Origin of the sequence: Lacihabitans sp. CS3-21 (assembly GCF_024343675.1) — a bacterium.
Classification (GTDB): Bacteria; Bacteroidota; Bacteroidia; order Cytophagales; family Spirosomataceae; genus Leadbetterella.
Genome location: NZ_RJUD01000008.1, coordinates 39,868 through 60,397 on the forward strand (window position 1 = coordinate 39,868; position 20,530 = coordinate 60,397).

The 20,530-nt window shown below is 37.6% G+C and carries 17 protein-coding genes; 9 read left to right on the forward strand and 8 right to left on the reverse strand.

Going from position 1 to position 20,530, the window contains the following annotated elements:
• Window positions 1-67 precede the first annotated feature (67 nt).
• The 6 genes from EGI24_RS06975 to EGI24_RS07000 form a co-directional block, all read right to left on the reverse strand.
• The gene (locus EGI24_RS06975) at window positions 68-1,027 is read right to left on the reverse strand and encodes an aldo/keto reductase (protein WP_255047646.1); all 960 of its coding nucleotides are present in this window, start codon (window positions 1,025-1,027) and stop codon (window positions 68-70) included.
• Window positions 1,024-1,338 carry a hypothetical protein gene (locus EGI24_RS06980; RefSeq protein WP_255047647.1) on the reverse strand — a complete coding sequence of 105 codons (315 nt, stop codon included), beginning with the start codon at window positions 1,336-1,338 and terminating at the stop codon, window positions 1,024-1,026. The genes EGI24_RS06975 and EGI24_RS06980 overlap by 4 nt, the downstream gene beginning before the upstream one ends.
• 3 nt (window positions 1,339-1,341) lie before the next feature.
• Window positions 1,342-2,640, reverse strand: coding sequence for a Gfo/Idh/MocA family protein (locus EGI24_RS06985; protein ID WP_255047648.1), 1,299 nt, complete (start codon window positions 2,638-2,640; stop codon window positions 1,342-1,344).
• A 168-nt stretch (window positions 2,641-2,808) separates the two neighbouring features.
• On the reverse strand, window positions 2,809-3,579 hold the full coding sequence (locus EGI24_RS06990; RefSeq protein ID WP_255047649.1) for a 3-ketoacyl-ACP reductase: 771 nt from the start codon (window positions 3,577-3,579) through the stop codon (window positions 2,809-2,811).
• Window positions 3,576-5,027 (reverse strand): NADH:flavin oxidoreductase, encoded by a 1,452-nt coding sequence (locus EGI24_RS06995; RefSeq protein ID WP_255047650.1) that lies wholly within the window; start codon window positions 5,025-5,027, stop codon window positions 3,576-3,578. Before EGI24_RS06995 ends, EGI24_RS06990 begins: the two co-directional genes overlap by 4 nt.
• 15 nt (window positions 5,028-5,042) lie before the next feature.
• Window positions 5,043-6,431, reverse strand: coding sequence for a glycoside hydrolase family 88 protein (locus EGI24_RS07000; RefSeq protein WP_255047651.1), 1,389 nt, complete (start codon window positions 6,429-6,431; stop codon window positions 5,043-5,045).
• A gap of 211 nt (window positions 6,432-6,642) precedes the next feature.
• Between EGI24_RS07000 and EGI24_RS07005 the strand changes: the two genes are divergently transcribed.
• Window positions 6,643-7,095 carry a thioredoxin family protein gene (locus EGI24_RS07005; protein ID WP_255047652.1) on the forward strand — a complete coding sequence of 151 codons (453 nt, stop codon included), beginning with the start codon at window positions 6,643-6,645 and terminating at the stop codon, window positions 7,093-7,095.
• A 2-nt stretch (window positions 7,096-7,097) separates the two neighbouring features.
• Here the strand turns inward: EGI24_RS07005 and EGI24_RS07010 are convergent, their stop codons facing one another.
• Both EGI24_RS07010 and EGI24_RS07015 read right to left on the reverse strand, forming a co-directional pair.
• Window positions 7,098-7,481: an iron chaperone gene (locus EGI24_RS07010; protein ID WP_255047653.1), complete on the reverse strand. Its 384-nt coding sequence runs from the start codon at window positions 7,479-7,481 to the stop codon at window positions 7,098-7,100.
• 114 nt (window positions 7,482-7,595) lie between these two features.
• On the reverse strand, window positions 7,596-9,137 hold the full coding sequence (locus EGI24_RS07015; RefSeq protein WP_255047654.1) for an SBBP repeat-containing protein: 1,542 nt from the start codon (window positions 9,135-9,137) through the stop codon (window positions 7,596-7,598).
• Between the two features lie 405 nt (window positions 9,138-9,542).
• Here EGI24_RS07015 and EGI24_RS07020 point away from each other — a divergent pair, with 405 nt between their 5' ends.
• The 8 genes from EGI24_RS07020 (at window position 9,543) to EGI24_RS07055 (ending at window position 20,459) form a co-directional block, all read left to right on the forward strand.
• Window positions 9,543-11,186, forward strand: a complete 1,644-nt coding sequence (locus EGI24_RS07020) for a TldD/PmbA family protein (RefSeq protein ID WP_255047743.1) — start codon at window positions 9,543-9,545, stop codon at window positions 11,184-11,186.
• A gap of 69 nt (window positions 11,187-11,255) precedes the next feature.
• On the forward strand, window positions 11,256-12,572 hold the full coding sequence (locus tag EGI24_RS07025) for a TldD/PmbA family protein (protein WP_255047655.1): 1,317 nt from the start codon (window positions 11,256-11,258) through the stop codon (window positions 12,570-12,572).
• A gap of 78 nt (window positions 12,573-12,650) precedes the next feature.
• Window positions 12,651-13,145, forward strand: a complete 495-nt coding sequence (locus EGI24_RS07030) for a GNAT family N-acetyltransferase (RefSeq protein ID WP_255047656.1) — start codon at window positions 12,651-12,653, stop codon at window positions 13,143-13,145.
• A gap of 28 nt (window positions 13,146-13,173) precedes the next feature.
• Entirely contained in the window at window positions 13,174-14,289 is a 1,116-nt protein-coding gene (locus tag EGI24_RS07035; RefSeq protein ID WP_255047657.1) for an alkane 1-monooxygenase, read from the forward strand.
• A gap of 416 nt (window positions 14,290-14,705) precedes the next feature.
• Complete coding sequence (locus EGI24_RS07040) at window positions 14,706-16,313, forward strand: glycosyltransferase family 39 protein (protein WP_255047658.1); 1,608 nt, start codon at window positions 14,706-14,708, stop codon at window positions 16,311-16,313.
• Window positions 16,310-17,047 carry a glycosyltransferase family 2 protein gene (locus tag EGI24_RS07045; RefSeq protein ID WP_255047659.1) on the forward strand — a complete coding sequence of 246 codons (738 nt, stop codon included), beginning with the start codon at window positions 16,310-16,312 and terminating at the stop codon, window positions 17,045-17,047. The genes EGI24_RS07040 and EGI24_RS07045 overlap by 4 nt, the downstream gene beginning before the upstream one ends.
• A gap of 281 nt (window positions 17,048-17,328) precedes the next feature.
• Window positions 17,329-18,969: a TldD/PmbA family protein gene (locus EGI24_RS07050; RefSeq protein ID WP_255047660.1), complete on the forward strand. Its 1,641-nt coding sequence runs from the start codon at window positions 17,329-17,331 to the stop codon at window positions 18,967-18,969.
• 152 nt (window positions 18,970-19,121) lie between these two features.
• Entirely contained in the window at window positions 19,122-20,459 is a 1,338-nt protein-coding gene (locus tag EGI24_RS07055; protein ID WP_255047661.1) for a TldD/PmbA family protein, read from the forward strand.
• Window positions 20,460-20,530 lie beyond the last annotated feature (71 nt).

Below are 20,530 nucleotides of genomic sequence, written 5' to 3' on the forward strand. Positions count from 1 at the left end.
GACACAAAGATTCCACAAAGTTCCACAAAGGTTTTGGAAAGGTAATGAATAATAAGAAAGTTTTTATCTAAACTCCCTCATCCCAAAGGTTTTCAACCGTATAATCCGAACCTGAAAGGCACCAAAAATCACCTTTGATATAGCGGTAATTGATGTTTACAGCAGCCATTTGTACCATTTCTGAATCTGAAAGTTCGATATCTGCTGCTTCCAGATTCTCTTTTAATCGAGCTGGATTTACGGACTTCGGTATAGTGCAAGTACCTCTGCTCACTGCCCATGCAAGCATGGTTTGAGCCACCGAAAATCCTTTGCTTTCTGCAATATTTCGGATGATTTCATTATCAAAAAGTTTTGGTTCACCCGCAACAATTCTATTGGCTGGTCTATCTGCAGAGCCTAATGGAGCGTATCCTGTCAACAAAATCCCTTCGGCATCACAATATGCTTTTAAAGTTTTTTGTTGTAAAAAAGGGTGCATTTCTACTTGATTGTTTTCTGGCTTAACTCCAGTGGCATCAGTGAGTTCTTTGATTTTCTTTATACTAAAATTGCTTGTACCTATATGTAAAGCCATGTCCTTTTCTTGAGCGGCTATCATTCCTTCCCAAGTTTCGGTAAGTGGGGTTTCTTTCAAGCTAACCAATTCATCAGCTTTAGTTGGAAATGTAACTTCATCTTTCAGAACGATCGGCCAATGAATCAAATATAAATCTAGGTAATCGAGACGGAGATTTTTTAAGGTTAATTCCAGGGCAGGTTGAACTTGCTCTTTTCTATGGCGATTGTTCCAAAGTTTTGAGGTTATCCAAAGCTCCGCTCTTTTTACTTCTCCAGCTTTCATTGCATCAGCAAAAGCTTGACCGATTTCGGGTTCGTTGCCATACAAATGTGCACAGTCAAAATGTCGGTAACCTATCGTAATTGCCTCTCTGACAGCTTTATAAACTTCTCCTGGGGCCGACTTCCAAGTTCCTAATCCTAAACTCGGCATTAGGTCGCCATTGCTATATTTTAAATATTTCATTTTTTCTTTTTCAAATAAACAGTCAAAGGTGATGAATTTTCAACAAAAATAGTGTCTGTCGCGTAGCCTTCTTTCGAAAATTCAAGATTAAACTCTGGGCATTTTCCATTGGCTCTTCCTACCTCCACCAAACTAAAAGCCCCATCAGACTTGGTTTTTTCCTCAAACCCAAGGTTTGCCAGATTATTAATCAAAACATCTTCTAAAGGTTTCTTTGTTTGGTCATCTAGTACAACACCAGTGGCAGTAACCATGCAGTCACAACTCAATAGAAAAATTAAAGAAATAATGCCCAGAATTCTTTTTACCACTTGTTAAACTTTATCTGGAACAATAAATGGAGCTCTATATTTGCGTGTCAACATTTCATTGGCTTTTTTGTCGCCCAGAAATTTTTCCGCAATGGGGTCAAATTTCAAAGTGCGGCCAAGTTTGTATGAAATATTGCCTAAATGTGCCAAACTAGCGGCTAAATGTGCGGTTTCAACTGGCCCATTCAGCATTTTTTTATCCTGAGCTCTGACTGCATCCACAAAATTTTTGTAATGATCACCTCCCTCCTTACGAGCTGGACCTGGAGCACGTTCTTTACCCAAGAATGTTTTGTAATCGTTGTAGCCATTGATTACCATGTAGCCTTTATCGCCATAAAAGATATTGCCGATTTCTACGCCATCTTCTTTGTTGGTCATCCATGGACGCACCTCAAACTGCAAAATTTTATTCTCTTTTGTATATTGATAAGACGACGTCAAATATTCTGGAGTCTCCTTGCAATCGTTCCAAAGGTATTTACCACCAGATGAGGTTATGGTATCAGGTAAACCTACGTCTAATCCCCACATGGCGAGGTCTGTTTCGTGAATTCCTTGATTACCAATATCGCCATTGCCATAGTCCCAAAACCAGTGCCAGTTATAATGCACATAGTTTTTGCTAAAGGCCTTTTCCTGAGCGGGGCCTTGCCACATATTCCAATCTAATCCTTCAGGAACAGCTGAATTACCTAAATTTCCAATATCTGGTCGCCATTTGTAAACGATTCCTTTGGCCATATAAACTTTGCCAATGAGTCCATCACGCAAATGTTTGATGGCTTCTTGAATGGCAATCGAGCTTCGTAATTGTACACCATGCTGCACAATTTTGTTGTATTTGGTAGCGGCCTCCACCAATTTTCTTCCCTCAAAAACATTGTGACAAGCGGGCTTCTCTACATACACATCCTTACCTGCTTGACATGCCCAAATAGCCGCCAAAGCATGCCAGTGGTTTGGAGTGGCAATACTTACTGCATCAATATCTTTATCCTCATAAACTTTTCTGAGATCTTTTTCTTGCTTTACAGACTTGTTATATTTTTTCTCAAAATCTGTAGCTCCAGCACCTAAAACCACACTGTCCACGTCACAAAGTGTGGTGACTTGAACATTGTCTAAATTCATAAAACCTTTGATGTGATCCTTTCCACGGCCGTTTATTCCAATTACCGCTACTCGCAAGCGGTCGTTGGCACCAAAAGCCGTTTGAGGTATAAAAGTTGGAATAGCGTAAGCCGCCACACTCGCAGGCAAAGCCGTTTTAAGAAGGTCTCTTCTGGTAAATTTTTTCATTAATGGTTGAATATTTGTTAGGTTAAATTTACATTTAATATTTTGCAAATCAACAAATTGATGGGGTAATTTTTCAATTAACCAAAGAATAATATTCTAAATTAGCCACATATAAAAAGGCAGAAACAATTTCTATATTTTGTTCAGACTTAAAATTTGAACCACAGATTACAATCTCGCAATTGTCAATCCGCCATCAACCACAAAAACCTGTCCTGTCGAATACATAAAATTACCTTGGGCAATTGCCGTAACTGTTTTACCAACATCGTCGGGTAATCCCCAACGTTTGGTCAAACAAAGTCCATTTTCTATCAAATCGTCATATTTTTGACTTACTTTTTCGGTCATATCTGTTTTGATAATGCCTGGACGTACCTCAAAAACCGGAATGTCGAACTCGGCTAAACGTACTGAAAACAATTGCGTGGCCATACTTACACCAGCTTTCGAAATACAATATTCTCCTCTATTTACAGAAGCTACTGTGGATGAAATGGATGAAACATTGATAATTGTTCCCTCAAATTTATAGTCAATAGATTTCAATTCTACCATCCAGTTGGCTACAGATTGCGTTAGAAAATAGGGTCCTTTCAGGTTGGTTGAAATTAGATAATCGAAACTTTCCTCTGAAGCTTCAAGGATGTCCTTTCGTTCTTTTGGTGCTACTCCAGCATTGTTTATCAGCACATTAAGTTTCCCAAAATGGTTTCTTATTTTTTCTAAAATACTATTTCTATCTTCTTTTCTCGAAATATCTCCTTGGCAATAAATGACATCGACACCTAAATTTTTGAGATTTTCAATTACTTCCAATACATCAGATTCGGCCCGCATGCCGTTGATAGCCAAGTCGAAACCCGCTTCTGCCATCTTTTGGGCTATGCCGAAGCCTATTCCTCTTGAACCTCCAGTTATTAGGGCTACTTTTTTCATAATTTCTCCTTAATATCTTTCAAAGTCACCGCCTCTGGAAGTGTTTTATACAAAGGATCCAAAGGATAACAACCTGACACCAGACCGTTTCGAGGAGCCGTAGTGCAGTCGGAGAACGTTCTACACAAAAGTTTTCTTTCCGTTGGGCGATTATTGAGCATATCATCAGGCATAGTTGGGTACGAAAGCACCATCCTGCCGAATCCTACTGAATCCACCATTTTGTATCTCAGAACATTTTGAGCCACATGAGGCAGCCATTCTTGCAAATAAGAGTACCCCGAGCCTACTATAACTAAATTTGGGAAATCTTTTTTCAAATCCGCTACCACGTTAATCATTCTTGCCACACCAATCAGCGGCTCTTCAGGTGGCTGATAACCATCCGAAGGAGGAAAAAGAGCCGGACGAGTAACGTGTGGATTGTAATATGGACTCGAAAGTGTAATACAAACCAATTGAATATCAAGTTCTTCTAGTAACTTTAAAAACTTACGAGGTTCTTCCAGGTTTATTTCTAAACCTGTTTCATCACAACCAAAAGCATATTTATATTTTTCGTTTTCTTTCAAATCAGGTATCCCAATGCCATCCGCACCTTTTTTAAAAGGGGCAAAATCAATGGCACTTAATCTAACGCCTATTTCTAATCCAGGAGCTTCTTTTCGGATTCCAGCTACTATATTTTTTAGAAAATTAGTCCGATTTTCAAAACTTCCGCCATATTTTCCATTTCTATCGACAGCACTCAAAAATTCATGGCCCAAATAACCATGGCAATGTTTGATGTCCACAAAATGATAGCCAGCCTTTTGAGCCAAAACAGCAGCTTTTACGAAATCCTCCACCAATGTATCCACTTCGTCATCCGTCATGGGTAAATTATCTTCAGCCACATGAAATTTAGCATCTAACTTCGGGTGATTGTAAGCTATTTTTGACTCAAACTTGGTATTGTCATTGGGTTTACAAAATCGCCCAGAATGCGTCAACTGTAAACCAACCAATAGATCATCTGCAGTTCCGAATTTCTCCGCATGTTTATCTAAAACCATCTGTAGCATTTCGTCCAAATCGCCAATATTTGCCTCATTGATAGTCAATTGTCTTGGATTTGCCCGACCTGCATGTGTGACCGCCACAGCTTCACATCCCCAAAGCAATTTTGCTCCTGAAATGGCGAAATTTTCCCAGCGTTTCTTTGTAAAATGCGTTGGTTTGCCGTCCGCTGTACCATCCCAACCTTCCATTGGTAAAATCGAAAGGCTATTTCCTATTGTTCTTCCAGATTTCAAATGAATAGATTTATTAAAAGGCGAAGTTTCTTTTGAAAGCAGTTCTTCATCAAATTTTAAATCTACTTGATTTTCTTCTAGATATTTGGCAAAATCTGCAGCCGTTTTTAATTGTGCTACTCGACTATATTTGGGTTTAAATTTTCCGGTCATTTTATGGGTTAAATATTACTTAGGCAAACAGTTAAAAAAAGTATAATAAGGCTCATTATTTAAATGTTTTTGCAAATAAAGTGCTGCTTCTCTAAAATGATAATCGCCCCACATACATGACTCTCCGTAAGGTATTTTGCTTCCTTCAGGTACAAAATCCCAACCATTAGGTTGGTGATAAATGGTGTGCAAAAGCAAACCTTGATGGTTTTTATCGGTACTCAGATAAGGTTCTTCTAAAAGCGAATTCATTACTGTCAATCCTGTTTGCCAATATCTGTTTCCATCTTCGGTATCGCCATTTTCTTTCAAATATTTACCCAAACGTAACAAACCTTGAGCCGCTATGGCTGCCGCTGAGCTGTCCACAGGTTCATGATCGTTAAAAGGATTAGCTCTTTCGTTTAGAAATCCCTCCATTTTGTGCAAATTTGGAGCACCAGTATCCCAATAAGGTACTCCACAAATTGGCGTATTTTCAATATAAAAATCACATGTTGCTTTTGCCGCCTTAAGCATGAAATTCTTGATATATGACCTTCCACCTACAGCTTCCAATTCCATTCCGTCCAATATTTCAAGACATTCAAGTTGTTCCGCAAAACCACACATCGCCCATGCTAAGCCACGTGTCCAAGTACTAAATCCTGTATAGCCTTGCTGTGAATTTGGACAACGAAAATTACCGTCTTTTACATTAAAAACTGACTCGTGTGCCGTCCTGCCCCAAACATCATAAATATCTCTGCCTGCTCCATAAAAAACCGAAAAATTAGCTGTAGCCTCAATGTGCTTAATAGCTCGTTCCAAAAGACTTATTTTGGCATCACCCTCACCTTGAAAAACATGACCCAATTGGTGGCTAATCATTAATGCCCGACAAGAACGGATAGTATCAACAAAAAGCGAATGAGCTCCATTAAACGAATGAATAAATCCACCTTCGTTTTTTATGTCCGTCCATCGACTGGCCTGCACTGCTCCCGAAATCTTCAAGGCCAATTCATAGAAATTTTGCTCCCAATCATTCTGAGCGATTTTGCCCTCTCGCATCAATCGGAGCAAATTGCCATAGGTACTTACATTATTGAAGCCATGGTCATGTACTCCAATGTGACTGATGTGCGGAGCCATTTTTTCTAAAGTTTTCTTTCTTCCAATTTCAAGAAAAACGTCCTCGCTTGTAGCATCATACTGCAAAATGGCCGAGCCATACTGAAAACCCTGCGTCCATTCTGTCCAGCCACGGGTGGTATATTTACCGTTTTTAGTAAAGACTGGCGATCCGTCATTATCATCATATTCGGCTTGGATGGAGCGGATTTTTTCACCGGATAGTTTCCAAAATGTATCTAATTTGGATTGTAAATCTTGTGCTTTGAGAGAACTGTCTATATGTATCATTTTTGAAAGATCTAAACCGAGGTGTTAAGTATCAGAAATTTTAATATTTATGGTTGAAAATTTATTAGCCGAGAATTAAAATTCGGATTGAATTCTAAAAATCTAGGGCAATTAGGAAAGTAAATTTAGAAATCTTGAGCGATTATTGAATTAAAAACATTTTAAATTTTGTTCTTCTAATAATCAACATACCAAAAAAAGCAAAAATAGTATGAAAAACGTCCTCATAGCGATTGTTGTTCTCGGCTTAATAGCATTTTTATATTATAGAAATAACCCGAAAGTTGACTTTAAAGAAGATACCGTCGATGGCATTCACTTTCAAAAAGGTAACTGGCAACAAGCCTTAGATTTGGCAAAAAAAGAGAATAAAGTAGTTTTCTTAGACATTTATGCTACTTGGTGTGGGCCGTGCAAACAACTCAAAAAATACACTTTTGCGGACAAATCCGCAGGTGATTTTTTTAATACCAACTTTGTAAATATGGCACTTGATGGTGAACAAGAAGAAGGAGCAGTATTGGCTCAAAAGTTCGGAATTGAGGCTTATCCTACCTTGATGTTTGTAACACCAGAAGGCGAACTCATCACCAAATCACCTGGATTTCGTACCGCCTCGGACTTGATAAATTTGGGACAACAGATACTGGATACTAGAAATTAGGCTTATTTTTTCTTTGTTTTCCGCTGACTATCTATGTATTCGTTGTCTTCTACTCTGATTTTCACTATTTCTTGAATAAGATTTTTGGGCAAAACCGCATCAAACCTAAATCGGATGGTACCTGTGGTGTAATCCATACCCATGAGCTGATTTTCAAAATGATTCAACACGGAATTGCTCATGACATAAAAAGCCACGTGCTTTTTGGTAGCCCCAACCGCCACCAATCCGCCGAGGTATTTATATGTTGGGATACCATAACTTATACCCTCTTCGGCCTGCGGAACAGCTTCCTTTATGATAGCCATCAGTTCTAGAAGTTTGGGTTTTGATTCTTCTGGAATATTTTGGAGATATTCAGCAAATGAGCTGATGGTGGTGTTCATTCTCATGTGTTAATTATAGGCTTCGTTATAATTTACAATCAAAAATAAAATTTAAAAAAATGCGACCCAAAATATTGAATCGCATTTTTTAAAATAATCAATCTTTTGCCCAACCTACTCTGAAACTCTCATCACAAACCCATTTAATGGAGTTCCAGTGCTAGTTAATATAGTTCCAAAATTTACCGTTTGAGAAAAAACTCCAGTAATGAAAAAATTTGAACCCACATTTATTCTTTTAGCAGAATCAAAATCTGACCCACCATAATTTTGTAATAAAGTCGAAAAATCGGAACTGCTAAACTTTGAAAGAAAAATATCAGAGCTACCATTCGATGTTATTGATTTCGAACCGTTTGTTAACGTTCCGGCAAATTCTCCAATTAAAAAGACATTTCCATCTGCATCCGATCCCATATCATTTGCCTTGTCGTTATTATCTCCTCCAAAAAGTTTTGCGTTCAAAATACTAAGACTGCTATTCAATTTCACAAAAAAAGCGTCATAATTGCCGGCAGACGTAAGAACAAACGACCCAATTGTGGCATTTTGGTAAATAGCACCACAAGCCCAAATATTCGAATTGTTGTCTTTTGCTAATCTTGATGCCTCGTCTGTGCCAGCACCTCCAAAGCTAGTTGAGGCTTGACAATCTCCTGACAAATTATACCTTGCAATAAAAATATCTACATTTCCTACTGCAGAGTTGAGAGAGATTGAATTTCCAAAATCAGTAGTATTTTCAAAAGATCCAAACACATATAAATCCGTACCTGATATCAAAACGTCATTTGATTTTTGCTTTGCAGAACCCTCAATGCTTTTAGCCCATAAAACATTTCCAGAAGCATCCAATTTAGCCACAAATCCATCGTCTCCACCAGCAGAGTTCAATGTGATATTGCTCACACCGAAAAAAGTGCAGGAACCAGCAAAAGACCCTCCCAAATATACATTTCCAAAGGCATCTGTATCCACCGAATTGCATAAATCCAAACCAGAACCACTTACTTTTTTTGCCCATATAACTGAACCCAAAGGGTCATATTTAGCAACAAAAACATCGGATTCACCAGAAATTGAAAGAATATTTCCTCCAAAATTAATTGCATCGAAATAATATCCAGTAATCAAAACATTACCACTTGGATCAATACTAATATCTGTCGCAATATCTCCAGCTAGGCTTCCAGCAGTCCTAACCCAAAGAAGCACGCCTTCTGAAGTATATTTTGCCAAAAAAACATCATTATCACCTGCTGAATTGACGTTTGTGTTTCCAAAAACACCTGTTCCTTTAAAATTGCCAGCCAAATAAATATTCCCATTCAAATCTTTGGCTATTCCATTGGAAGATAGGGTTTCGTTGGTGCCGAGTTGCCATGCAATGTTGGACGTTTGACCCAAATCTTGAGCTGTCATTAGTTGCAACCATTTTGAACCATTAAAAACTCTCAAACAATTAAATGTCAAATCATACGCTAAATCTCCTTTTTGAGGATTCGGTAAAGCTAAAATTTGATCATTTGTAATTCTTGGATGACTGTCAGATGGAGCAGGAGATATTCCTGTGGGTAGAATGCTAACGTTCTGAGCGAATGCATAAAATGATAAAAAATACAAACAAAGTGTGTGTAGAAATGTTTTGGTAGTCATTTTGAGCGGAAATTTAATTAGTTATTAGATTTTGCTTCAAATTTAATTGCAGATAGAACAACTTTATTTTTATTCTTAAATTATTTTGGCAAAAGTTTACTTACCACCACCAAAAAAAATCGCGACCCAAAAGTTATGAGTCGCAATTCCTACACTAATCCCAGTTATTTAATTTTTCCAGGGTGAAAAAATCCACACCTTCCCAATTAAATTCCACTTATATAGACGCAATTATTCGGCTTTTCGATGCTTCATTTTTAAATATTTTTTTAGCAAAAAACGCTTATCTACCAAATACGCCACCTCATACCCGAAAAATCAGAATTTGTACCCGTTTTTGTTTTTTTATTTCAAAAAATAAATACATTTACTATTCAAATTTTATCACCAAACGAAACCCTTATGATGGATAGAAGGAAATTTATGCAGCTTTCTGGGCTCGGTATGGGTGCCTTGGTAGGTGCTGGTATTCCGATTATTGGAAACGCCACCACGCCTGAGCATCTCCTCGAAACGCCCGCTGACGCTGCCCAAAAGAAATTGATGTCGGACATTGCACTCAACGCCGCCCGAAGCAAAGGTGCTACTTACACGGATGTGCGTATTGGCCGTTATTTGCAACAGTTTTTGTTTACCCGCGAAACCAAAGTACAAAACATCGTAAACGCAGAGTCTTACGGTGTGGGTATCAGAGTGATTGCCAACGGTACTTGGGGTTTTTCTGCCACCAGCGACGTAAGCAAAGAAGGCATAGCCAAATGTGCAGAAACAGCCGTGGCAATAGCCAAAGCTAACGCCAAAATACAGACTGAACCCGTGATACTCGCTCCCCAAAAAGGTGTTGGCGAAGTTACATGGAAAACACCCATCGTAAAAAATGCTTTCGAGATTCCTATACAAGAAAAAATAGATTTGTTGATGAAAGTAAACGGCGAGGCCATGAAAAACGGTGCTGGTTTCGTAACTTCCAATCTATTTTTTGTAAACGAACAAAAATATTTCGCCTCTTCTGATGGCTCATATATAGACCAAGACATTCACAGAATATGGCCTACATTTACAGTAACTGCAGTAGACAAAGCCGCAGGAAAATTCAAAACTCGTGACGCTATAAGCTCTCCTATGGGCATGGGCTACGAGTATTTAGACGGCTTGGCTTCTGAAAAAATAGCTGGACCTAATGGTTTGGTAGGCTACAGAAACTCTTATGACATGGTGGAAGATGCCATTATGGCCGCCAAACAAGCCAAAGAAAAAATGACGGCTAAGTCGGTTCCAGCTGGCAAATACGACTTGGTTCTTGACCCGAATCACTTGGGCTTAACTATTCACGAGTCAGTGGGCCATCCGTTGGAACTTGACCGTGTATTGGGCTATGAGGCCAATTACGCCGGTACAAGCTTCGCAACATTGGATAAATGGAAAGCTGGAAACTTCAACTACGGAAGCAAAAACGTAACTATCGTTGCTGATAAAACACAACCGCATGCCCTCGGAACAGTAGGATATGACGACGAAGGTGTTCCGTCGAAACAATGGAATTTGATAAAAGACGGTGTTTTGGTCAACTACCAGGCGATCAGAGACCAAGTGAATATATTAGGTGAAAAAGAATCCCATGGCTGTTGTTATGCCGACAACTGGGATTCGGTGCAATTCCAACGTATGCCGAATGTTTCTTTGCTTCCTGGCAAAGATAAATTGAGTGTTTTGGATATGATAAAAGGCGTAGAAAAAGGAATATATATCGTAGGCCGAGGCTCCTACTCTATTGACCAACAACGCTATAACTTCCAGTTTGGTGGACAGTTGTTTTACGAAATCAAAAACGGAGAGGTAGTAGGAATGCTCGATGATGTGGCGTATCAGTCTAACACCCAAGAGTTTTGGAACTCATGCGTACAGGTATGTGACAAAGACGATTATCGTACTTTCGGATCGTTTTTCGATGGCAAAGGCCAGCCTTCTCAGGTTTCGGCAGTGTCGCATGGTAGTTCTACCACTCGTTTCAATGGCGTAAATGTTATTAACACTGGTAGAAAGATTTAATTTGATGTGTGGTCAGACACCAGTCGGACCTGAAATCTCAGTCTTTTTCAAAAAAACAGATTAAAAAAAATGAAAATATTAACTAAAGAAGAAGCCAAAAAAATCATCGATAAGGTGTTGGCTTACTCCAAAGCAGACGAAATGAGCGTTAACCTCAATGGTGGTCGCACGGGCAATATTCGTTATGCCAGAAACACCGTTTCTACCAGTGGAGAGTCTGAAAATCAATCATTGGCTGTCACTGCTGTTTTTGGCAAAAAATCAGGGACTGCTACAATAAATGAATTTGATGATGCATCCCTAGAAAAAACAGTTAGAAGAGCGGAGGAAATAGCAAGACTTGCTCCTGAAAACTCAGAGTACATGCCCATGCTCGGACCTCAAACTTATCTAAATACCAATACGTTTTCGGAAAATACAGCCAAAATTGACCCTAATCTAAGAGCAAAGGCAGCATTAGATAGTATTATGCCATGTAGAGAAAACAAACTCACGGCTGCTGGTTACATGGAAGACACCGCCGGATATTCGGCTATGGGCAACTCTAAAGGGCTATTTGTCTATAACAAAGCTACTCAGGTGGACTTCACGATAACTGTTAGAACTGACGACGGATTAGGCTCAGGCTATGGTATCCAGGACTTCAATGACGTGTCGCTACTCAACACCAAAAAAGTGACCGAGGTAGCTATGCAAAAAGCAAAAGCATCGGCCTCAGCACAAGCTTTAGAACCAGGAAAATACACGGTAATTCTTGAACCAGCCGCTGCGGTTGATTTGCTTCAAAACATGATGCGAAGCATGGATGCCCGCAATGCAGATGAAGGACGCAGCTTTTTGAGCAAAAAAGGAGGAGAGACGAAATTAGGCGAAAAGCTTTTCGACGAAAGAGTAAATATCTATTCCGACCCAATGAACGAAGAAATACCTGGTTCTCCTTTCTCTGGAGACGGCCGTCCACAGGAAAAAATATATTGGATAGAAAACGGCATAGTTAAAAACATGACCTATTCACGTTTTTGGGCAGACAAAAAAGGAGTAAAAGCCACGCCACCACCTAATTCGTTTATCATGGCAGGTGGCACAAAGTCACTAGCAGACTTGATAAAAGGGACAGACAAAGGAATATTGGTGACGCGACTTTGGTATATCAGAGCAGTTGACCCACAAACTTTGTTATACACAGGCCTAACTCGAGACGGAACTTTTTACATAGAAAATGGGAAAATTAAGTTCCCAGTAAAAAACTTCCGTTTCAACGAGAGTCCAGTAATTATGCTCAATAACTTGGAAGAAATGGGCAAACCAGTAAGAATTACAGGCAATCTTGTACCTCCTTTAAAAATAAGAGACTTTACATTTTCGAGCTTGAGTGATGCAGTGTGATGAACGATTGACGATTGACGATTGACGACTTTAGGTAAGTTTACTTAACATTAAATAGTTCAAAATTTTGAATATAAAATGGTTTCAATTCGTCCATTAAAGAAAAATGACGCTGAACAATTGGCTATCTTGGCCAATAATGTCAATATTTGGAACAATGTTCGAGACTATTTTCCGCATCCTTATTCCATTAAGGATGCGGAATTTTTTATAAATCTTACCAATGAGGAAAATCCAAAACTTACTTTCGGTATAGATTTTAACAATTGCCTTTGCGGCGTGATAGGCCTAGTAAAACAAAATGATATATACAAACATTCGGCAGAATTAGGCTATTGGCTAGGTGAACCCTTTTGGGGCAAAGGGATAGCTACTGAAGCAGTAAAACTTATCTCAAAGTATGGTTTCAATGAACTAAAGCTTCAAAGACTTTTCAGTGGAATATTTGAATACAATAAAAGTTCCATGCGAGTTTTAGAAAAATGTGGCTTTCAGTTAGAAGGCATCTCTAAAAAAGGCTTAATAAAAAACCAAAAAATATGGGATGAATATCGTTATGCTTTATTGAAATAAATTTTAATTTTGTTAAAATCTTAACGATATGTCAATTCAAAAGAAAATAGGATTTCTTGGGGCTTATTCTATTCCAATTTTCATTTTGCTTTCTTTCTATCTAGAAGGAACTTATTGGGCTTTTATGCCAGTTGTATACACCTATTTTTTCGTTCCCATTATAGACGAAATCATCGGAAAAGATGCACAAAATGTACAAAAACAAGAATTTGAAGGTCTAATCAAAGATAAGTATTTTGATTTTCTCGTTTATTCTCACGTTTGGATTCATTTTTTTATTCTAGTATATGTGGCCATTCAAATTTCCAGTCATCATTTCTCAAATATTCAAATTCTAGGGTTCGTTCTAAGCCAAGGAGTTTATGCTTCTTCCATCATTAATGTATCTCATGAACTAGGACATAGAAACCATCCATTAGCTATAATTCATGCAAGAGTAGCACTTATGTCTGTATGCTACCATCATTTTATAATTGAACACAATAGAGGGCACCATGTACATGTAGCCACCCCCAATGACCCTGCAACCTCTAAAAAAGGCCAAACGGTTTTCGAATTTTGGATTCAAACTTTGATTGGGAGCTTTAAAAGTGCATGGAATATTGAAAAAAGACTATTACAAAAAAAAGACATCAAAACTTGGAGTTTAAAAAATGAAGTAATTCAAGGTATTCTTGGAAGCTGTGCTATGGCAATTTTGATGTTTTCCTTAATAAGTCTTTACAGAAACGAGCTCTCCTGGATTATATTAATACATTTTTTTGGTCAGAGTATGGTAGCTATTCTTTCTCTAGAATGCGTAAATTATATCGAACATTACGGTATAGTTAGAAATGAAATTTCTGAAGGAAAATATGAAAAAGTCAATCCCCTTCACTCTTGGAATGCCAACCACTTTTATAGTAATCTCCTACTTTTTCATTTGCAAAGACATTCTGATCATCATGCTTATGCTTCAAGACCCTACCAAGTTTTAAGGCATTTTGACGAAAGTCCACAATTGCCATTTGGATATCCAGTTATGATTATTATGTCCTTATTTCCACCTTTATGGTTTAAAATAATGAATCCCAAATTGGAACAATGGAAATCAAAAGCCATTGACTCTGAACAAATTAAAAATATCGTGAGACAGTTTGCCTAATGCAGTTATATTCAATAATTCTTGACCTATTTAAATTTCCATCGAAATAAACCTCCATTACAATGTAAAACCTGAAATTATTCGACATATAAAAACTCGAATACTGATGAGAATAATAAGAAATAGATATCTAACTTTCAAATTAAGAGAATTTACCTGCTCAAGTTTTAGCTACACCGTTTAAGAAATATAATTATTCTCAAAAAAATGAGGTCTAATAACAAATTGCCACTCATTTTTTATTTTAAAACAAGTATAAATTACCACTTTCAAAGTAAACCTAATATATTTGTATTTTGATTTCAGAAATCTTTTTAAGCTATATTATATGGCAATTTGGATGTCTGTACCAAATTATAAATAGGAGTTTTCTTTTGAGAACCTCAATATGTAAATAAGCACAAAAGGCTTCGTGTATGACAAATAATATTTGGCGGTCCCTATCTGTCATACTTCCACTAATTTTATTTGGTTTCTTGGCCAGTTTATTTTTGGAAAGACCAGGCTTACAAACCGACGAGATTCTATTTGCGAATCTCTCACTTGGCGAAATCAGCCATACAACCTACATTGCTCGCAAAATTGGCGGCATCACTTTTTTTGTTATTTCATACATTGGAGCCTTAAAATCTTGGATTTTCATACCTATTTTCAAAGTTTTTGGATTTAATTATTTTAGTGTGAGAATTCCAATGATTTTGATGAGCATGGTGAGTCTTTTGCTGGTTTACAAGAGTGTTCATATTTCTTTCAAGAAACCTTTATTAGCTTGGATGATATTGATGGCTTTGGTAACAGAATCGACCTTCATAACCATGGTAAGAACAGATGTGGGACCCATCGCTATTGAGTATTTTTGCAAAATTTTGAGTATTTTTCTCATTTTCAAATATTTGCAGAACAAAAACCAAGGTATATTTTACTTAATACCCATAATTTTAGCTCTTGGAATTTTTAACAAAATAAATTTTATTTGGTTTTCTAATGCACTCATTTTTAGTAGCTTACTATTTTTGTATTTACTAGAAACTAAAAAGGAGAAGGTTAAATTCGTAAAAGTTTTAGCCTTGATCTTTATATTTGAATGCCTACTTTTTATTGGATTTAACAAGCTCAATCCAGGCATGGTAAGCTCATCAAACATTAGTTTTGACTTAAACTTTATAAAAACCAAGCTTCAATTGTTTTATTATTTTGGGAAAGGCATATTTGATGGCACAGGTTTTTATAGAATTCAATATCTAATTTCTGAAGAGGTTTTTGGATATAATATTATTTCAAAGGGCATCTATAGCACTTTATTTTACTTATTCGAAGTATGCCTCACCTTGATTATTGTCTGTTCTTTTGTGGTTTTTCGGAAAATTTGGAGAAAAGATTTTGATAAATCTGACATCTTTTTTTTGTTCTTTTTAGGAATAATAATTTTTACTGGTGCTCAAATTTTCATCGTAGAAAATGCCCGCAACCTTTGGCACTTTTATACGCTATTTCCGTTTTTTACAATTTGCCTTTTCTATAGTATAAATCAACTATTTGGAGCAAAAATCAAGTGGTTGTTTTTCTTAATTATCCTCATATACAATCTCAATAATTACTCAGTTTATGTCTTTGCACTTCAAAACAAAGTGCCTAATCCGTTTTGGTCTAATAAAATAAATGATCTGGCCGAATACTTAAAATCCAAAGAAGGAGAATTTGTAGAACTTGATTGGGGCTTAAGTACCCAATTACTTTGCTTTACAAAGGAAGACAAATTCAAAAGAGGATTTTTGACTAAAAAGGGAGAACTTATGACCTATCAAAAGAATCCCGATGAAGTTTTTTTTAATGATTATGTAAACAATAAAGACTTAGAGAAACTATTTTTTATAAGTATTCAAAGTAAATTGGCAGATCCTAAAATGAATTCTATTTTTGAGGAAATGACCCGTAAAAGAGGTTATCAAACCATCTTAATCAAGAATTTTTACGAAAATGACAATACTTTGATTTACAGCATATTTAGACTAAAGAAAATATGATTTTAGAAAACCTAGAGCAAAAGACATTATCGATTTTAATTCCAGTATATAACGAAGAAAGAACGGTGCATTTTATACTTGAAAAAGTAGTAAATGTGAATCTGATTGGAGGATACAAAAAAGAGATTGTTCTCGTTAATGACGCATCAAAAGATAACACGGAAGGTAAAATTCAAGAATTCATCAATAAATACCCCAATGAAACCATTAGTTATTACAAACATGAAGTGAACCAAGGCAAAGGGGCTGCCATTCATACTGGTATAAAAAAAGCCAAAGGCAATTTGATAATTGTTCAAGATGCTGATCTCGAATACGACCCAAATGAGTTCAATATTTTACTAAAACCAATCATTGACGGTTTTGCAGATGTGGTTTATGGATCCAGATTTATCGGAGGAAAACCGCACCGTATTTTATTCTTTTTCCATTCTATTGGCAACAAGTTGCTAACTTTCCTGTGCAACGCATCCACCAATCTTAACCTGACAGACATGGAGACTTGCTATAAACTTTTTGATGCAAAAATCCTCAAAAGTCTTTCCTTAAAAGAAAACAGATTCGGATTTGAACCAGAGGTGACTGCCAAAATTTCAAGAATAAAAGGAATCAGAATATACGAAGTAGGTATTTCTTATTATGGCAGAACTTACGAAGAAGGCAAAAAAATTAACTGGAAGGATGGTTTTAGAGCTTTGTATTGCATCTTAAAATATGGCTTCTTCTCAAGATGATAATAATTTAGTCGCTTTAGATTGTTTTTATTTCGGTTCAAATATATATGAGATTATCAAAATCTTTTGAAAGGGTATTTGTCCATAGTTCTTCAATTAAAGAAATTGAGACAGCTTTTCCGCTTATTCAACTCTAAATCGTTAATAAACCTTAAATCGGCCTCCTCTCAACTGCTTTTTTTATCCGCTTATACAATTGCAACTATTGCTCCATTGTTTTCATCTTTGATTTGATTTATATTTACCTAATATATTCATTTCTAATCTAAAAGCTATTTACCTTGAAAAGACGAGATTTCCTTCAATTATCGGGTCTTGGAATTGGTGCGGCCATGCTGCCTAATATTCCAGTTATGGGAAACAATGTTTCCTACGAAGCCTTACTCAATGGCTCCATGGACGTAGCCATAAAAAAACGCCTTGCCGACGCTGCATTAAATGCAGCCAAGTCCAAAGGAGCTACTTATACGGACATCAGAATTGGTCGCTATTTAAACCAGTTTGTGGTTACGCGTGAAGACAAAGTTCAAAATATCGTTAATACCGAGTCGTACGGAGTAGGTGTTCGTGTGATTGCTGACGGGTGCTGGGGTTTTGCAGCAGTAGTTGATGCCAAATCAGAAGCCGACACAGCCCGGGCTGCAGAGGAAGCGGTGGCCATTGCAAAAGCGAACGCCAAACTGATGAAAGAGCCCGTAGCCTTGGCTGCCCAAAAAGGATTTGGAGAGGTAAGTTGGAAAACACCCATCATCAAAAACGCCTTTGAGGTGCCTATTCAAGAAAAAGTTGATTTACTTCTAGGAGTAAACGACGCCGCTATAAAAAATGGAGCAAACTATGTTAACTCTATTCTGTTCTTAGTTAATGAACAAAAATACTTTGCCTCATCTGATGGCACTTATGTAGACCAAGACATACACCGCACTTGGCCGATTTTCAATGTAACTTGTATTGATCCTAAATCAGGAAAATTTGAAACAAGAAATGCACTTAGTGCTCCAATGGGCATGGGTTACGAGTATTTGCAAACCAATCCAAAGGACAAAATAACAGGCATAACTACCCGATATAACCGAGGCTATGACATGCTTGAAGACGCCATAGCGGCGGCCCAACAAGCCAAAGCGAAGCTTTCTGCAAAATCAGTAGAAGCTGGAAAATACGATTTGGTTCTAGATCCATCACATTTGTGGCTTACAATCCACGAGTCAGTTGGGCACCCACTAGAACTTGATAGAGTACTGGGTTATGAAGCTAATTTTGCAGGAACTTCTTTTGCGACTTTAGACAAATGGCAGTCTAAAAACTTCAACTATGGCAGTAAAGAAGTAACCCTTTTTGCTGATAAAACGCAAGTGGGATCATTAGGAGCAGTTGGTTGGGACGATGAGGGCGTTAAAACCAAAAAATGGGATTTGGTAAAAGACGGCACTTTGGTAAACTATCAAGCCATTCGTGATCAAGCTCATATTATAGGGGAAACAGAATCGCATGGATGTTGCTATGCGGACAGTTGGTCGTCGGTACAGTTCCAACGTATGGCCAATGTTTCCTTAGCCCCAGGCAAAGCTCCTCTTTCGGTAGAAGAAATGATAAAAGACGTTAAAAAAGGTATTTATATCATTGGAGATGGTTCATTCTCAATTGACCAGCAGCGTTATAACTTCCAATTTGGTGGCCAGCTTTATTACGAAATCAAAGATGGAAAAATAGGTGAAATGCTGAAAGACGTTGCATATCAGTCCAATACGCAGGAATTCTGGAATTCATGCAGTAAAATCTGTGATGAGAGAGATTATCGATTGGGTGGTTCATTTTTTGATGGGAAAGGCCAGCCTTCGCAATCAAGTGCTGTATCACATGGTAGCTCAACTGCCAGATTTGATGGAGTCAATGTCATTAACACCGGCAGAAAAATTTAATTGGTTAATTGGTTAATTGGTTAATTGGTTAATTGAAAATTAAGAGATGAATGGAAAGTTCAATCTGATTTAACAAAAAACCAAATCTGACCCAATTAGAATTTTAGTCATTCAAATCCTGAGTTTAAAATCATCAAAAAAGAACAAAGAACATGAACATAATATTAACAGAAGAAGAAGCCAAAGCCTTGCTCAAAAAAATCTTGAGCTACTCCAAGGCTGATGAATGTATTGTAAACATCATTGGCGAGCAACGTGGTAACATCCGCTATGCACGAAACGAAGTTTCTACGGCGGGTGGACTTACCAATAAAAACATCGCTGTTACCTCTGCATTTGGCAACAAAGTAGGCTCAGCCACCATAGACGAATTTGACGATGCCTCACTCGAAAAAGTTGTAAAAAGAGCCGAAGAACTGGCAAAACTGGCACCAGAAAATCCAGAATATGAAGGTTTAGTAGACCCACAAACCTACATGAAAGCCAATGGTTATTTTGAATCAACAGCCACCATAAATCCTGATAAAAGAGCCACCAAAGTAGCTCAAAGTTTGGAATTATGCCGAAAAGAGAAACTCGTTGGAGCAGGTTTTTTAGAAGACCAACATGGCTACACAGCCATTATGAATTCAAAAGGTTTGTTTGCATATTACGCATCTACCAATGTAAACTTCTCACTTACAGTAAGAACCGAAGATGGCAAAGGTTCTGGCTATGTGGCCAAAGGCTATAGTGATTTCAATAAATTAGATACGGCCGCTGCCACAAAAGTGGCACTCCAAAAAGCCAAAGCATCGGCAAGTGCTCAAGCCATAGAACCGGGAAAGTATACCGTAATTCTTGAACCAACAGCTGCGGCAGTTTTATTAGAAAACATTTTCTTCGGCATGGATGCTAGAAGTGCCGATGAAGGCCGTTCGTTTTTTAGTAAACCAGGCGGGAAAACTAAACTTGGTGATAAAATAGTAGACGAGGCCGTTACTTTCTACTCTGACCCCAACCATCCCGAATTGCCTGCTTCGCCATGGTCGGGTGATGGACAAGCCCAACAAAAACTCAAGTGGATAGATAAAGGAGTAGTAAAAAATCTGGCCTATTCTATTTTTTGGGCCAAAGAAAAGGGTGTAAAACCAGTACCATTTCCTAACAACATGATCATGGAAGGTGGAAAGGCAAGTTTGGAAGAAATGATAAAAAGCACAAAAAGAGGCATATTGGTTACCAAACTCTGGTACATCAGACCTGTAGATCCCCAAACATTGCTTTTGACGGGACTTACACGTGACGGGACTTTTTATATAGAAGACGGAAAAATAAAACATCCTATCAAAAACTTGAGGTTCAACGAAAGTCCGATTATCATGCTCAACAACCTTGAAACGCTTGGTGTATCTGAAAGAGTAGTAAGCACGGAATCTAACCAAAACTATATGATTCCTCCGATGAAAATCAGAGAATTTACTTTCTCGAGCTTAAGCGATGCGGTTTAGGAAACGCAAAAAATATGTTTCATTAAAGGCAAGACTTCAAAGAGTCTTGCCTTTTTTGTTCCCCAAAAACT